Origin of the sequence: Paraglaciecola polaris LMG 21857 (assembly GCF_000315055.1) — a bacterium.
In the GTDB taxonomy this organism is placed as follows: Bacteria; Pseudomonadota; Gammaproteobacteria; order Enterobacterales; family Alteromonadaceae; genus Paraglaciecola; species Paraglaciecola polaris.
In genome coordinates this window covers 66,864-83,590 of the sequence record NZ_BAER01000138.1, presented here as the reverse complement: position 1 = coordinate 83,590, position 16,727 = coordinate 66,864, and the positions used below count along the sequence as shown (strand labels likewise).

The window sequence follows — 16,727 nt, the reverse complement described above, 5'->3', positions numbered from 1 at the left end:
ATCGCGGCGTTAGCGGTCGATCACGACATACTGTCTACTCAGGTTGGTTCACTGATTTTAAGTATTGGTATATTGAGCATGGCGATGACGCCCTGGCTGGTGACAAAAAGTTCTGACTTCGCGCGGCGTATAGTGAATGCACCCCCTGCGCAATTCGAAGCAAACGATGCAGTAACGGCTAAACATGAACTGATGCATGACCATGTGATTATTATGGGTTTTGGTCGAGTGGGTCAGTCCGTAAGTCGTTTATTGAAGAGTGAAGCAATTCCGTATTTAGTGGTTGATGCGGATCCGGTGCGCGTGCAAGAAAGTCAAAGCGCCGGTCAACCAGTGTACTTTGGCGACGTAAGACAAAAGGACATTTTAAAAGCAGTTGGCATAGAAAGAGCGAAGTTAGTTCTAATTACGTTCGACGAGCACAATAAAGCTATGGCGGTGATCCGTTTAATTTCGAGTTTGTACCCAGAACTACCCATAGTGGTTCGCACCCGTAAAGATTACCGTATGAGTGAGCTTTATGCCGCCGGGGCGAGTCAGGTGGTACCTGAAATTCTCGAAGGCAGTTTAATGTTGGTTTCTCAGGTGTTGCATCTATCCGGCATTCCTATGTCACGTATTTTGAAACGCGTGCGAAAAGAACGTAAAGGGCATTACGGTAATATGCATGGCTTTTTTCCAGGAGAAACGACGGAATTAAGTTATGCCAAACAAGACAAGCTCGAGTTTATGCACGCGGTTGTCGTTGCTGCGAATGCTTTTGCCGCGGGTAAATCATTAACGGAGTTAGATATTGTTCGCTCTGGCGTTAAGATAAAAGGTTTGCGCCGGGACAACATAGAATTAGAAAACCCACCAGTCGATACGATATTAAAAGTCGGAGATGTACTGGTCATTAGCGGTAAACCCAGACGTGTCGAGCGGGCTGAGCGCTACCTACTCGAAGGGCATTAATGCGTGATATGCACACGCGTTAATACTCATTTTTAAGCCATCACATTTATCTAAGAAGTATTATGTCTCATTCCCATACCATCACCGCAAGTTCCATTGCCATAGTGTCCGATATTCAGGTACATCAAGGGCAAACCGTTATACAGGGACAACCTTTGTTAATGCTGCATATTATGGGCACGGATTTACCTATAGTTGCGCCACAAGCCGGCGTGATTCGTCGATTATTGGTGAGCACTGACGACGAGGTTGAGACGGAACAAGCATTGATTGAAATTGACCATATATCCCACAGCGACGTGGCGCTCACGGATCCAAAGTCATTATCCAGTGTAGAAAGCGCGTTATACGCTTTTCGTACTCGGCAACAATTGACGCTAGATGAAGCCAGAACTAAGGCGTTGTCCAAACGACAAGGGCAAGGATATCGCAGCGCACGGCAGAATCTGGCCGATCTGTGCGATGTAAATAGTTTCATGGAATATGGACAATTTGCGGTAGCGGCCCAGCGTCAAAGACGTGATTATCAAGAATTGAAAAGTGCCACCGCTGCCGATGGCATTATTACGGGGGTTGGGGGGGTCAACGGGGCTCCCGACTCAGATGTTACGTCTACTCGTTACAAGACCGCCATAGTGATCAACGACTACAGCGTGTTAGCGGGCACACAAGGCTTTTTTCATCATCAAAAACTAGATCGGATTTTAGCGGTTGCCGAACAGCAAAAATTACCCGTGATCATGTATGCCGAGGGAGGCGGTGGACGACCGGGCGATACTGACATCACCGTAGTCAACTCTGGATTGCAGTGCGCATCCTTTTCCAGTTGGGCGCGACTTAGCGCAGTGGTGCCGCGTATAGCGGTTGCTAATGGCTATTGTTTTGCCGGTAACGCCGCCTTATTCGGTGCAGCAGATATTCGCATTGCTACAAAACAATCGTGGATTGGTATGGCTGGCCCGGCAATGATTGAGGGGGGAGGCTTAGGTAAAGTCGATGCTAAGGATATCGGGCCAATTGCTATCCAAGCAAAAAATGGCGTTGTTGATATTGTCGCTGATGATGAATGCCACGCCACTGAATTAGCCAAGCGCTGTTTAGGCTATTTTCAGGGTGATTGCGAATACTCTGCTAAAGAGCAGGCTGAGAAACAAGCCATGCAACCTTTGCTGCGTGACGTACTGCCGGATGATCGCCGATTTGTGTACGACATGCGTCAAGCGATTGAGTTATTGGCTGATAGCGACAGTTTTACTGAACTACAGCGGCAATTTGGAGGGGCGATCATCAGCGGTTTTATACGCCTACAAGGGAAACCTGTGGGCGTGTTAGCCAGTGATTGTAAAGTTCTGGGTGGCGCGATAGATGTAGATGCAGGTGAAAAAGCGGCTGAATTTATGCAACTGTGCAATGGGTTTAACATTCCCCTGTTAAGCTTATGTGATACCCCAGGCTTTATGGTTGGGCCAGAGCACGAGCAACGAGGGGCAGTGCGAAGGTTGTCGAAACTCTTCACTGGTGGGGCCAAATTAAGCGTGCCATTAGTGGCAGTTACGTTACGTAAGTGTTATGGGTTAGGGGCACAAGCACTACTTGGCGGCAGTACAATGAAACCACACTATATGCTGTCTTGGCCTACGGGGGAGTTTGGTGGAATGGGTCTTGAAGGGGCGGTTAAACTTGGATTTAGCAAAGAGCTCGCAGCCCAAGAGAACTCGGCCGCGCGTCAAGATTTGTACGAGAAATTAGTTGCTAAGCAGTATGCAAATGGTCAAGCAAGTGAAGTGGCAAGCGTGCTAGAGATTGATGCCGTCATTGATCCCGCAGATACTCGCCAAATTCTTATCCAAACGTTATTCAAATAATGCAATACGCATAAATCGTTAAGTTTGAATCGTTAGCCTCGCCCATTATTGGGCTTGGTTTTCCCGTGGCATATTGACATGAAAAAACAGCAAAAATTGAATACCCAGCGGCTTCATCTAACAAGAATAGAGGGTGTTAAACGGTATATTCAAGCTCATATTGATGAGCCATTAAATATGCTTGAATTGGCCGATGTCGCCTGTTTTTCGATGTTTCATTTTCAGCGTTTATTTGCGCTTTACACCGGTTTTGGAGTGGCTAAATACGTACTTTTTCTACGTCTTAAAAAGGCGTGTTGGCAATTAGCCTTTCGTCAACACATGTCGATGATAGATATCGCTCTTAGCTGCGGATTTAACGATCAACACAGCTTCAGCCGGGCGTTTAAGCGTGAGTCAGGTCTTTCCCCTTTAACTTATCGTAAGCGTTATTTTGGACAAAGAGCACAACCACACGAGACGGTTGGCGAGTCAATGCAGCCTACAGACACGTTAACGACATTTTTAAACCTAGATCTTAAACACCGACTATCCGTAAACGATTCGAAGCCGCATCATAATGGGCAGGTCAAGTTGGTGGATTTTCCCTTTACTGCTATTGCCTTTCTTGCGCATAGAGGTTGCCCCACTACAGTGCTGCATACTGTGTCACGTTTTATCCAGTGGCGGCGGGAAAACGGACCTTCTGCAAAAATAAGCAAAACCTTTAATATTCTGTACGACGACCCGAACTCTGTCGCACCCGAGACTTATCGGTTTGATGTAGGCGCCTCAATCGTGTCAACCGTTAAATTCAATCAGTATGATGTGCAACAAGGAGAGATAGAAGGAGGACGATGTGCGGTTTTGCGCCATATCGGTAATAACAGCAAGTTAGGCGACAGCATTGGGTATTTGTATCGGGACTGGCTTTGCAAAGCGAATGTGGTACTGCGTAATGCACCTTTGTTTATAGAGCGCGTTCAGGACTTTCCTGATGTGACAGAAGAAAACAGCATAATTGATATTTATTTACCCATTGCCTAATTGATTGTCGCCCAAGCGCGGTTTTTCATCGTGCTTTGGGGGCAACATGGGTATGATAGCGTCATTGAATTTCCCAATGATCCCATTGGGCGCAGGACACTGATAGGAATTACCATGATTAATAACGATGTGATGCGTCGTATTCGCTATATTTTTGATTTCAACGATAAGCAAATGCTCGAGGTGTTCGCCCAAGCGGAATATCCGGCGACGACTACCCAGTTACATAGTTGGTTACGCAAAGAGGAAGAACCAGAATTTGTGCGCATCACTGATTTACAATTTGCCTTATTCTTAAACGGCTTAATTAATCTAAAACGTGGCAAACGTGAAGGTGCGCCAGCACCGGTTGAACGTGTGTTAACCAATAACATTATCCTAATGAAGCTGAAAATTGCCCTTAATTTACAAGCAGAAGATATTCTTGCCATCATGGATAAGAGTGACTTTCGCCTTTCTAAGCATGAGTTAAGCGCCTTGTTCCGTAAGCCAGGTAACCGTCATTACCGTGAGTGTCAGGATCAGTTTCTACGTAACTTCTTAAAAGGATTGCAGTTAAAGCTACGTGGTGAAGCAGAAAAGGATTAACCGTTTAGTCAGGGGAGCGGATACGTTCCTCTTTTGGCGGCAGTGTCTAGGCTAAAGAGCGAAAGCGATGTACTGATAAATCTGATTTTGCGTGCTAGAGTAATCTGACAATAAATAAGAAAAAATCCATGACATTGACCACTATCTTACTTTTATTGGCGCTGCTTGTGTCTACTCAAGTAAAGTCCAACCCGCGACCAGATGCCGCAGTCTTCACGATAGACGTCACAGAAGCGGCTGGCAAAGCACCGCAAAAAAGCACCATTCGTCTCTTCAATCGTCTGTACGCAAGCCTTGATATCAAGCCCACACTAATATATCTGCCGTCTAAACGTGGGTTGACCACGGTTAATAATGGCGAGCTAGACGCTGAAGCTTACCGTTTTGTGTCTGTGGGTCAGCGTTATGCAAACCTCATTCGTATCGATGAGCCCATAGGCGTGGGAAATACGGGATTTTTCTGTGTACAGCAAAATACATGTGGGATACGTAAAAATGACAAGGTGGCAATGTTATCCGGGTTTGAAAGAGCGGCAGAAATTTGTGTGCAATTCTTATTGAGTTGCGAATATGTGTCATCGGCCAAAGGCTTAGGAAAACTGCTTGATCAAGGCCTAGTACAAGGGATTTTAGCGACCACCCTTGAAGGAAAGCAGATAATTTGTCAGGCCAATGGCGACAAGTATTTCTTTAAACTTGAACCTTCGTTAGTACGTTACGGATACCATTTTGTGCATCGTAAACATCAGTCTCTCGTGTCTGCACTCGCGGAAAACCTGCGAGAAATGCGCAAGGAAGGTTGGTTGAACATTGACAAAAGTCTTGCCCAACTAACCGATTATGGCTGTGGCAAACAAGTGGAAATCCTTTAACTGGCCTAAATTATAGGCCATTCATCTTAGCTAACTACCATAAGTGGTTAGATAGTCAAAAAACTGCGGATCTCTTCCGCTCGGGCAAGGCCGTCATTAAAACCGAGTTCTATCAACTCTTTACAATATTCTTGCTCGAAAATGAGGTAGCTCAGCAATGATGAATCTGCTTTATTGTGTAAGCCCATCAAGCGCAGCAACGACTTTATCCCAGAAGGCATTTGATGAAAATGGCGTGCAGCCATATCGTTAAAGGTAATGCTGGGATTTATCACTAAGCAATCGATTGTTTTCAGAGGACTTTGCAAACGCTGCTGGGGTGTCAGTTGTTCAAGTGTTTGATTGATACGTTGCATACGTTCTAAATCAGAGCGCAGGGTGTCTGCGAAGATCGTATCCAATAAATGCCCCGCAATTTCTAAACTGCCTGGATAATGAGCGACGTCGGTAAAACGCGGTGCACGTTCGGGTTGTTCAACACCTATGACCATTATTTTTTGCGCGCCAAGGTGTATCGCTGGACTCAAAGGGGAAAGCTGATGCACCGATCCGTCACCCAAAAATTCACCGTCAAGTTTCACTGGAGGGAAAACCAGCGGGATCGCAGATGAGGCCATTAGATGCTCACTGTGCAGTGCGGTTTTTATGCCTCTGCGCTGCTGTCTATGCCAAGGCTGAATATCATGATGACCTTGGAAGTAACTAATGGAATCATGGGTGCTATAGCTTGACGCGCTGATGCTAATAGCGCGTAAATATCCATTGGCAACATTGTTATCAATCCGCTTGAAGTCCAAACGGCTGCGAATGAGTCGTCGCAGCGGTTCATTGTTCAACAAACTGCTTGCTTGTTTTTGATTTAGCGTCGACTGAAAACTGCGAAAGTAACTTTTTGCTAAATGTGAATACACGTCACGAATACCACTACGATATACTTGACGAGTGGTGAAGTTTTTCCATACGTGTTCCAGTTTACGTATGCCTAAATGATAACAAGAAGCATAGCAGGCGAGTCCTGTGGCATTAATCGCCCCAGCTGAACTACCGCATACAATGGGAAAAGGTATACCCTGGTTTCGAGGTAAAAAAGTACTAATGGATTTTAGTACACCCAACTGATAAGCGGCTCTGGCGCCACCGCCGGATAAAAGCAACGCATAGTGATTACGGGCATGCATGGTGTATTTGGGTCCTACTATTGGGCTTATAGAGCGATGCTCATACCTTCCGCCGCGGCGAATAGTGTTAGATCTGCTTCTGCTATGCCGACCAATTCTTGGCATTGGGCTTCTACTGCGGCAACATTGTCATCGGTGCGCATGTGATCATGACTGTATAACGCTAAACGTTTCGCACGGCAAGCCATTGATAGCTTTACGGCTTCTTCGGCAACTGAGTGTCCCCAACCCGATTTGCCTGGCATATCAGCCAACATATATTGTGCATCGTGAATAACCAAATCTGCGTCTCTAGCAAACTCCACCCAGTTAAGAAAATCAGTATTCTTTTTATACGGGGGATACAGCTCATTGTCGGTAATGTACACCACTTTACTGCCATCTGCTGAAACGCTGTAAGCGCTGCCACCACCGGGGTGGTTTATTTTTTGTCGTTGAATACAGGCTTGGCCAATCTGCCATTGCAGCTTATCGTCAGGCTGAGGTATGAGGGTTATATTAGATTGCAATGCGCTGAAGGGGACAGGAAAATAGCTGCCACTCATTTGTTTTAAAATATTATCGTGTTCCGCTAGGGTGGTTTGTCCTGGGGTGATGAAAATATTTCGCTGGGGCTGATAAATTGGTGCAAAAAAAGGAAAACCCTGAATGTGATCCCAATGATTATGCGTCAGTAACAGGTGAATATCGCCATCTTTGGCAATGAGTTTTTGGCCCAATTCACGAATGCCAGTGCCAGCATCGATGATAATATCGCTGCCGTCGTCTAACTCAATATGGACACACGCAGTGTTACCGCCGTAACGAATGTAATCGGCGCCTGGTGTTGGCACTGAGCCACGTACGCCATAAAAGGTTAATTGCATCGACATACTCAATTATCGCTCGCTAGCCATTTGCCTGTTAGCGATTATCACTATGCACGGCAATTAAGAAAGCTGAAGTGGGATGTATATTGGGCTAAAGGTTAGCACTAAACGGCTTGTTCAATAAGCTCTAATCTTATACTCAGGTATATCTTGGGCAATAAAAAGCGCTATATATGCGCTTTTGGGAATAGCGGCTGGTAAAATCCAGCCACTATTGAGTTTGCTTGATTACAATGAGGTAGCAAATTCTACCATTTGAGAGACATCAATTAATTGTTTCTCCCCGCTACGACGGTTTTTGTATTCGACTTTCTGCTCGTCAAGATTACGTTCGCCGATAACGATAGTATGGGGCACGCCTACCAATTCCATGTCATTGAACATAACACCTGGTCGCTCTTTACGGTCGTCGAACAATACCTCAATACCTGCAGCTTTCAGTTGAGCGTAGAGCTCTTCAGCCACTTGTTGTATACGATGAGATTTGTGCATGTTCATGGGAACAATGGCTATTTTAAATGGTGCGATTGCATCTGGCCAAATAATACCGTACTTATCGTGGTTTTGCTCAATGGCCGCTGCCACAATACGCGAGACCCCAATGCCATAACAGCCCATGTTAAGCACTTGGTGTTTACCGTTTTCATCTAACACGCCACAGTTCAAGGCGTGTGAGTATTTAGTACCTAATTGGAATATGTGACCCACTTCGATACCACGTTTGATTTCCAGTGTGCCTTTGCCATCGGGTGACGGATCGCCAGCCTGCACGTTACGGATATCGGCAACGTGGAAACTTTTGGCGTCACGTTCCCAGTTAGCACCAGTATAATGTACGTTGTTTTCATTGGCGCCACAGACAAAGTCAGCGAGGACCGCAGCACTGCGGTCGGCGATAACAGGCAGAGATAAACCAACTGGGCCAATCGAGCCCACAGCGCAATGCAAGCTTTGCTCTATTTGCTCTTCGCTGGCCATAGTCAGGGGAGAACATACCCCTTCGATTTTCTCGGCTTTTAATTCATTTAACTGATGATCGCCACGTAAAACAAGGGCCACTAGACCTTGTTGACCTTTGTCATCCGCTTCGCCAAGTACAATGAGGGTTTTCACCGATTGCGCAGCAGGCACGTTTAATAGCGCACTAACTTGTTCAATCGTTTTTGCATTCGGTGTGTCTACTTTCGTCAATTCAGCACCGGGCGCTGGGCGTGCTGATTGTGGTGCCAAGGCTTCTGCTTTTTCGATGTTTGCGGCGTAATCTGATGCATTACTAAAGGCAATATCGTCTTCCCCTGAGTCAGCCAATACATGAAATTCATGGGACGCATTGCCCCCAATCGAACCGTTATCGGCAATAACTGGGCGAAATTCTAAATTGATCCGCTCGAACACACGGCAATAAGCAGCAAACATGTCATCATAGGTTTTATTCAAGCACTCATCGCTTAAATGGAAGGAGTAAGCATCTTTCATGGTGAACTCACGGCCACGCATTACGCCGAAACGGGGGCGTACTTCGTCACGGAATTTGGTTTGAATTTGATAAACATTCAGTGGCAGCTGTTTGTAACTGCTGACTTCATTTTTAACCAAAGCGGTAACGACTTCTTCATGAGTCGGCCCCAAAACAAAGTCTCTGTTGTGGCGGTCTTTTATGCGCAGAAGCTCAGGGCCATATTCATCCCAACGACCAGATTCTTGCCATAAATCAGCAGGTTGTACGACAGGCATTAATATTTCCAATGAACCAGCACTGTCCATTTCTTCACGCACAATCTGGGCGACTTTGTTCAATACACGCAAGCCGGTTGGTAACCAAGTGTACAGTCCGGAAGCAAGCTTGCGAACCAAGCCCGCACGTAACATAAGCTGATGGCTGATCACTTCTGCATCTGCAGGCGTTTCTTTCTGGGTTGATAGTAAATATTGGCTTGTGCGCATTGGCGTGGGTTTCTCAATTGTGTTTGGGTTATAAATCGGCGGCTATTCTAACAGCGACACCGGCTAGGCTAAAGTCCCTAAATGGGAAATCTTAACAATCTTTGTGCTCTTTGTTGTGGGTAATGTTGGTCACGTAATTGGCATGGTTGTCGACGCGCCAGCGTATATTCAAATCAAATAAGCTCATACCATACTCGTGCTCGCTTTCTTGCTTGGCCTTGTAAGCTGGTCGCGGATCTTGGGCTAGCACTTGCTCGATTAGCGTTCTTAATTGAGGATAATGACCTTGCCAATGGGTCAATTGCGGCATGCTTTGGGCGGTAAAATATACCTGCATGATGGCAGGGGGCTCGGCAGCGAAGCCACCACTGGCTTGTGGAATGCTGTCAGCCCATGGCACATAAGGTTTAATGTCAATTATCGGTGTTTCATCGAGTAAATCGACGCCTGTGACGAACAAACTCAAGCGCCCATGTTTGCGCTCAACGGCATCATATTTTACCACCGACATGCCAATGCCATTAGGCCTAAAGGTACTGCGGGTCGCGAGTACACCTTGCTTTTTGTTGCCGCCTAAACGTGGAGGGCGGACCATAGGGGACCAACCTTGGTCTATGGTTTGGTGAAAGTGAAACAATAGCCATAAATGACTGAATTGTTCAATTCCGCGAAGCATATTTGGATCATCAAAGCCTTTATCAAATATTATTTCCCCACGGGCGGCATCGACTAAGTTGGGTTGTCTTGGGATGGCGAATTTTTGCTGATAAGGCGTACGAATAATCCCGAGTGGGCACACATTTATTGAGGGCGGCTGTGACATAGTGAGGCTTTCGGTCATGGTTATTCAATTCAGACTACTATGGTAATCGTCCGGGGGAGTATCGCAAAAAAAATTTCGTTCAGCGGTTTGATAGGCACGAATGCATCATCGATGTATTCAATAAGTTAGATTGTTTATGCTAGTGGATTTTACCTTGGGCTTTGATAATATTCAGCCCTATTCATTATTAAGGTTAACCACGTGTTTGAATTTAGCCCGCACCCTAAACAACTTGCTTCGAGCCTTTTCCTCGAACGCTTGATTGCAGATCCTACGTTTAGTCAATTTCATTTTATAAATGATCGTATTGTCAGTGGCGTTGCCCATGACCACTTCACTGCAAGCAAACTGAGCCTGAAGGGCTTTAATCTTGACGTTGAGCACAGTAGTTTGGTTATTTTCGCAGAGGGACTTAGCTTAGCAAAAGTGTTTGCCGTCTCTAGGGCATTTTCTGACAAACTTAATGTGCTGTGTTACCAGGTATTACGCGATGTGCCGTTATCAGGTCTGGGCGTTGTATTACGTGTTGAACGCTTGAGTCAGGAAGATCTGCGCCCGTTATTGGAACGTATCGCCAATAAACATGCGGTTGAGATATGTTTATTCGCCAGCGCACCTAGGTTAGACGAGCCGGGATTACTGTTAATGGACATGGACAGCACGGTGATTAGCATTGAATGTATTGATGAAATAGCCAAGCTTGCCGGTGCGGGGGATGAGGTATCGAAAGTCACCGAGCAAGCCATGCAAGGTAAACTTGATTTTGCCGAAAGTTTGCGTAATCGAGTGGGATGCCTAAAAGGCGCCAATGAAGACATTTTGCAACAAGTGCGCCGGGCTTTGCCGCTAATGCCGGGAATTTTTAATTTAGTGCATTTCTTGAAACAACATCAATGGAAATTGGCTATTGCCTCTGGCGGATTTAGTTATTTTGCGGACTATTTAGCCGATCGATTAGAGCTGGACGCAGCAGTTGCAAATGGTCTAGAAATAGTTGATGGCAAATTAACCGGGCAGGTGAAAGGCGATATTGTTGATGCTCAGGTCAAAGCGGCTACATTGCTTGAATTAGCCAATGAATTTGATATTGCTGATAGCCAAACAATTGCGATGGGGGACGGAGCAAATGATTTGGTGATGATGAATGCAGCGGCTCTGGGCGTGGCTTTTCATGCAAAACCTGTCGTACGTGCTCAAGCGGATATTTCTATTCGTAGCGGTGGGTTAGATACCTTACTGTGGGTGTTAGCGGCATCGACGCGAGCAGCAAGGTAGCAAATCATAAATTTACTCGACCACTGGAGCAAAAAGGGATACCGTGAATGACACCCCATAAAGACATGTTTATATTCCGCATGACCTTATGAGATTTGCTGTTGACGGTATTACTCAGTGTTAAGCAATTGTTCTATTTCGATACTTTTTTGTGGATGATGTTGTTGTTTTTCTAAGTTGTCCCTAATGGCATGGGTGCTAAATTGATAACGGTTCATGACGAGGTCGGTAATATCTACTAAATCCCCAACACCGTGTACATTCCATAGCTTTTCTTCGAGCTGTTTTGCTTTGTGTACGGCATACACACCCACATAATTAATTTCAGATTGAAGGTGATCAATATCGGGTCGGCCGGTGCGGGCTAAAAATACTTTCAACGCAATAAACTGCCCTTGTTCTAAGGCTTGGGTTATAAACTGCTGTCGTTGCTCTTGGCTAGCAAGTTGTTCAATAAAACAGCTTTTTATTGCCTCTGATGGGTTGCTCTTATTCGGATCGAATGCTACAAATAATTCGCTCATATGTGGACGTTGGTGAGGCTTAATATGGCTTAGGGTTTTTTGAATAAAGTCCATCGGGCCATTAATTCCCTCGAATAACGGCTGCAAATTGAACGTTCCACTTGGCGCTTGGAAACTGAGTAACGTCGTCAGACGGTTTTGACTGGACCAAGTGGCAGTGGCATCTGGCACATATTTCGCGCCCTCTTTTCGAATGAAAAATGCCACATTAGGTACATTGTTAGCGTAAATGTTGCGCAGTGCCTCACCAATGCCGGGAATATCTTCTTCATCTCGATAGGCCTTGAGCTTAGATCGATTGTTTTTGATCAGTTCTTCAAAAAAGGCTTTGGTGGTACCGAGTTGCTCATCGTTTAATACTTTTAAATGCAAGATACTACGTTCGGCCGATATTTGACGTACCGTATACGCTAAATCGCTGAGGTCGTATTTACGAGTTACATTTTGTAACTGGGGGAAACTCACATGTACTTTCGTATCAGCCTGTTGATGAAAAAATGAATTTAACTCGAGTTTGATGCCATTGGTCGAGATGTCTTCCGTATGGCCTTCAAGTACCACATCCTCAAGCCTTAACTGCACTTTAGTGCGCAGTATAAAACGCGTTTCCCGCCGTTGATTGGCATATTTAAAACGAAACACCTGAATGGTTTCCGGGGGACGATTGCGCGGATGACCAAACAGCTTTAATTGGGGCAACTGGGTCCTATTTAGCGGTAGTTTTTGAAAACATTGGGTGTTGAAGGTGTCCGTTACGTTTGTCAGTAGAGCAATATGGGTTAAATGGCGTAATCTCGACATCAAGCGCGGTGTGGGTGGCTGGTTTTGTCGTTTTACTGATTCACTAATACTGTCGGCGATAGAAAGCGGACGATGACTTTGCTTGGGTTCCATTTCTTGCACTTGCAGCTTATAGACACGCCAACTGGCTTTTCGTGAGCCGTATGCTAAAAATACGTCTTTTAGGCTGGGATTGGCGACGAGTTCTTCATCAGAGGCTGAATAAAAGTACACCTTGTCATTTTTGATATGATTAAACGCATACAAGTAGCTTTCCTGTTTTCCTTTGGAACATGAAAGGCATTGCTTGATACGAGTGTCACTGAACAGGTAACCCAATTTCAAGTCTCTGATTTCGTTGTTCCAATAAAAAATATCTTGCCGGTTACAGTCGTTTGCCAAGGCGTAGCGCGGGGCATAATTACCATCAATGGATTCAATATAAACCGGTATCGAAATAAAGTTAGGTATGTAGTACTGCTCATAGGTTTTTTTATGTATTGCATCAAAGGTATTGTCTAAATTCACTTTATAGCGGCGTTTGTTACCGTGAATAAAGCTTTCTAGAAACTTATCAAAACTCGGCATAAGCACATCAAATAGCCGTTTTAAATGCAGACGTTGGTCCTCAGGATTGCGGTCAACTGCCTCGATGATGTATTGCACTCCCTGGCGATTATCCAACATGTATTCATGTTCTAAACCTCGAAACTGGACAGCTAAGCGTTCGCCAATTTTAAATCTATATTCTTTGCTTATTTTAAGCTTCAAACCACTCAGGGAAACATCCACAGAGGTGGCGAGCATGCTTTTGTTGTTCTCAGTGAACAATTCAACACTCATGGCGTAATTCATGCGTTCTTCACTGCGTTGGGCGAATTCACCAAATGGCATGATAGGCGCCGTGTAATCGTTACTGAGGGGCACGGTAGGATGGGCGTTTCGGGCAGGCTGAACAGACGCTTGTTGTTGGCGTTTGTGCATGACCCGATAGTTATTTTCAGTGTTCGATACCGCTTCATACACGCCAACGGTATACTCACCGAATGAGCGTACTTGACGTTCAAATACGTCAATGGCGATGTCATCTAAGTAATGTGTTTGGCTCTCGTATTCATATAACGTGCATTTGCCATCCACATGCCCCCGTAAATCAATTAGTCGAGTGCAGGGTCTGGCGAGCCGCTTTAGTTCCATTTTGAGTAGAAAGCGTTTTTGTTTGGGCACTGAGCCTGCAACCTGAGCCAAAATTTGATTAAATTCAGGCTCATTGATCATGGGTTTTAGCTGTTCGATAATGTCATGATATTGCTCAAGATCTTGATTCATAGTGAATGCGTACTTTATTTTAGTGTTGAGGACGAACTCGATAATTACTTATCGGCACGTTACGCGGTTTTCATAATGCAATATGTGCGCGCTTATCCTACTATATGTTGCATTTTTTAAGGCTGGGCTGGCACGAAGCTAGTATGAGCGCCCAGCAAAATTCAATTAACATCTGATTGTGGAGTAACATGGCCAAACGTAAAACCGCCTATGTTTGCAGTGACTGTGGCGCAGAATATCCGCGCTGGCAAGGACAATGTAATGATTGTAATGCATGGAATACCATTACAGAATTTGTCGTCAGCCCCGGGGGTAGCCCAAAAGAGCGTAATTTGCGTGGCTATGCTGGACAAACTGGGGCAAAAATTGAGACCTTAAACAACATAGATGTGTCTGCGTTACCCCGTTTTACGTCAAATTTTAGTGAGTTAGATAGAGTGCTCGGCGGCGGGATCGTGCCTGGCAGCGCTATCTTGATTGGCGGCTCTCCGGGAGCGGGTAAAAGTACGCTTTTGTTGCAAGTTATGTGTAACCTTGCCTCACAGCGAAGTGCTCTGTATGTGACTGGAGAAGAGTCTTTACAACAAGTTGCCATGCGAGCTCAGCGCCTAAATTTGCCTAATGAAAAACTCAATATGCTGGCCGAAACCAGCGTAGAAACCATTTGTGAGCTAGCGCTGGCGCTTAAACCTCAAATCATGGTCATTGACTCGATTCAGGTTATGCACGTATCCGATGTACAATCGGCTCCCGGTAGCGTTTCACAGGTGCGCGAAAGTGCAGCCTACTTAACGCGCTTTGCTAAACAACATCATATTGCTATGTTTCTAGTAGGCCATGTGACCAAAGATGGTAGTTTAGCTGGCCCTAAGGTTTTAGAGCATTGTATCGACTGTTCCATGATGCTGGAAGGCGAAAGCGATAGTCGTTATCGTACACTACGCAGTCAGAAAAATCGTTTCGGTGCGGTGAATGAGCTTGGTGTGTTTGGGATGACTGAACGCGGCCTAAAAGAAGTGAGCAATCCATCGGCGATTTTTCTAAGCCGAGATGAAGAACAATCGCCCGGCAGCATTGTCATGGTGGTATGGGAGGGCACTCGGCCGTTGCTGGTGGAGATCCAAGCGCTGGTGGATTACTCCCAAACAGCTAACCCTAGGCGAGTGGCCGTGGGACTTGAGCAAAACCGCATGGCCATGCTGTTAGCTGTACTGCATCGACATGGTGATGTGCAAATGAACGATCAGGATGTATTTGCTAATGTGGTTGGTGGTGTCAAAGTGACAGAGACAAGTGCCGATTTAGCGTTACTGCTTTCGATTGTGTCGAGTTTTCGTAATAAGATATTGGATGCTGAATTGATTGCGTTTGGGGAAGTAGGGTTAGCAGGGGAAATACGCCCGGTGCCCAACGGATCAGAACGCATTAGTGAAGCCGCTAAACATGGTTTTAAACGTGCCATTGTACCTAAGGCCAATGTGCCGAAGCAGAAAATTAACGGTATTGAAATTATCGGTGTATCACGTCTCAGTGAGGCATTAGAGGTACTCTAACCTCGCGTCATAATAAGGCGCAAAAAGCGAACGATAGCGTTTGGGTAATATACGTATAGCAGGCATTCATCCTGAATTCGTTGCCAACGCGCTATCTGCATTCTTTATTAATTAATGGTTTTCTATCATGCAAAAAATATTTTCATTTCCGTTTATCACTGTGCTGATCAGTTGTGCTGTTGTTCTGCCCACTTTTGCCCAGAGCACACCCTCAGAGTTCGCAGAATTAAGCTTGCACGAATTGTTCGAAACGAGCATTGCGGATAAGTCGGCTATTAACAAAGCTGATAGTCGTTGGAGTCTTGCCTATAACGTTAAGTCAGCCCAGTTTCGAGGCTATTTAGACGGTGATGCGAAGCGTGCAGATTCACAAGTTTTATGGCAAGGCCAAGGTGAACAGCGAACGCAGCAAAACTTCCCCATACTGCCAACGGTTATCGATCAGCAAGTGCACGTTTTATCGGTTGGTTATAGCGTGAATGATGATTGGCGTGTGCATGTTTCATTGCCATATATTAGCCAAAGTACCGATCATATCAGTATTGTCCCTGGTTATGAGAATTTCACTATCGACACAGATGGCACTGGGGATGGGGTTATTTCAGTCAGTCATCGTCTGGTTGCGACCACTGAAGATGTTTGGTGGTTTACCATTGGCACTAGCTTGCCCACGGGCTCTATTGACGAAACCGGTGATACGCCTCGGGCCGCGGGTGATCAGCAATTACCTTACACAATGCAGTTAGGTTCAGGTACCTATGATTTTCCCCTTGAGTTTAGCTATCAGAGCCTTGGCAAGCACGATTTTAGTTTGAGCATGTCAGCCATGGTACGCACAGGTAAGAATGATCGGGATTATCGCCTTGGTAACAGTTATAGCATTTCAGGTAACTATAATTTTCAGATGACGCCTACCTTAAAACCTTATTTAGGCATGGCGTATCAATACCGTAGCGCGATCCATGGTCAAGATGATGAAATTATTGTCGACGGTGCATTTGTTTATCCAGCAAGTATCACTAACCCGCATCTATATGGAGGTAAAAAGTTAGCGCAGAGCTGGGGATACGTTGGCAATTTAGCGAGTTTTATGCCATTAGCGCTGAATTCTCTAAACCTATTTATCAGCACTTAAATGGCCCGCAAC

General features: G+C 45.4%; 13 protein-coding genes. 8 read left to right on the top strand and 5 right to left on the bottom strand.

Annotated features, from left to right (window positions below; translation table 11 throughout):
• The 5 genes from GPLA_RS22245 to GPLA_RS22225 form a co-directional block, all read left to right on the top strand.
• Positions 1–954: potassium channel protein (locus tag GPLA_RS22245; protein ID WP_040515706.1), on the top strand; the 954-nt coding region annotated here is incomplete at its 5' end.
• Positions 955–1,016: 62 nt separating this feature from the next.
• A complete protein-coding gene (locus GPLA_RS22240; protein WP_007107291.1) occupies positions 1,017–2,819 on the top strand; it encodes a carboxyl transferase domain-containing protein in 1,803 nt (600 codons plus the stop codon).
• A 78-nt stretch (positions 2,820–2,897) separates the two neighbouring features.
• Complete coding sequence (locus GPLA_RS22235; RefSeq protein WP_007107290.1) at positions 2,898–3,845, top strand: AraC family transcriptional regulator; 948 nt, start codon at positions 2,898–2,900, stop codon at positions 3,843–3,845.
• Between the two features lie 114 nt (positions 3,846–3,959).
• Complete coding sequence (locus GPLA_RS22230; protein WP_007107289.1) at positions 3,960–4,433, top strand: YehS family protein; 474 nt, start codon at positions 3,960–3,962, stop codon at positions 4,431–4,433.
• A gap of 128 nt (positions 4,434–4,561) precedes the next feature.
• Positions 4,562–5,305: a hypothetical protein gene (locus GPLA_RS22225; RefSeq protein ID WP_007107288.1), complete on the top strand. Its 744-nt coding sequence runs from the start codon at positions 4,562–4,564 to the stop codon at positions 5,303–5,305.
• A gap of 47 nt (positions 5,306–5,352) precedes the next feature.
• Here the strand turns inward: GPLA_RS22225 and GPLA_RS22220 are convergent, their stop codons facing one another.
• The 4 genes from GPLA_RS22220 to tsaA all read right to left on the bottom strand — a co-directional run bounded on the left by GPLA_RS22220 (position 5,353) and on the right by tsaA (position 10,137).
• On the bottom strand, positions 5,353–6,483 hold the full coding sequence (locus GPLA_RS22220) for a patatin-like phospholipase family protein (protein ID WP_007107287.1): 1,131 nt from the start codon (positions 6,481–6,483) through the stop codon (positions 5,353–5,355).
• A gap of 26 nt (positions 6,484–6,509) precedes the next feature.
• Complete coding sequence (locus GPLA_RS22215) at positions 6,510–7,349, bottom strand: MBL fold metallo-hydrolase (RefSeq protein WP_007107286.1); 840 nt, start codon at positions 7,347–7,349, stop codon at positions 6,510–6,512.
• Between the two features lie 231 nt (positions 7,350–7,580).
• Complete coding sequence (locus GPLA_RS22210; RefSeq protein WP_007107285.1) at positions 7,581–9,296, bottom strand: proline--tRNA ligase; 1,716 nt, start codon at positions 9,294–9,296, stop codon at positions 7,581–7,583.
• Between the two features lie 91 nt (positions 9,297–9,387).
• Entirely contained in the window at positions 9,388–10,137 is a 750-nt protein-coding gene (gene tsaA, locus GPLA_RS22205) for a tRNA (N6-threonylcarbamoyladenosine(37)-N6)-methyltransferase TrmO (RefSeq protein ID WP_007107284.1), read from the bottom strand.
• 183 nt (positions 10,138–10,320) lie between these two features.
• Between tsaA and serB the strand changes: the two genes are divergently transcribed.
• Positions 10,321–11,394, top strand: a complete 1,074-nt coding sequence (gene serB, locus GPLA_RS22200) for a phosphoserine phosphatase SerB (protein ID WP_007107283.1) — start codon at positions 10,321–10,323, stop codon at positions 11,392–11,394.
• A gap of 110 nt (positions 11,395–11,504) precedes the next feature.
• Here the strand turns inward: serB and GPLA_RS22195 are convergent, their stop codons facing one another.
• The gene (locus tag GPLA_RS22195; RefSeq protein ID WP_007107282.1) at positions 11,505–14,027 is read right to left on the bottom strand and encodes a PilZ domain-containing protein; all 2,523 of its coding nucleotides are present in this window, start codon (positions 14,025–14,027) and stop codon (positions 11,505–11,507) included.
• 188 nt (positions 14,028–14,215) lie between these two features.
• Here GPLA_RS22195 and radA point away from each other — a divergent pair, with 188 nt between their 5' ends.
• Both radA and GPLA_RS22185 read left to right on the top strand, forming a co-directional pair.
• Positions 14,216–15,580, top strand: coding sequence for a DNA repair protein RadA (radA, locus tag GPLA_RS22190; protein ID WP_007107281.1), 1,365 nt, complete (start codon positions 14,216–14,218; stop codon positions 15,578–15,580).
• 127 nt (positions 15,581–15,707) lie between these two features.
• Positions 15,708–16,715, top strand: a complete 1,008-nt coding sequence (locus tag GPLA_RS22185) for a hypothetical protein (RefSeq protein ID WP_007107280.1) — start codon at positions 15,708–15,710, stop codon at positions 16,713–16,715.
• Positions 16,716–16,727: the final 12 nt, after the last annotated feature.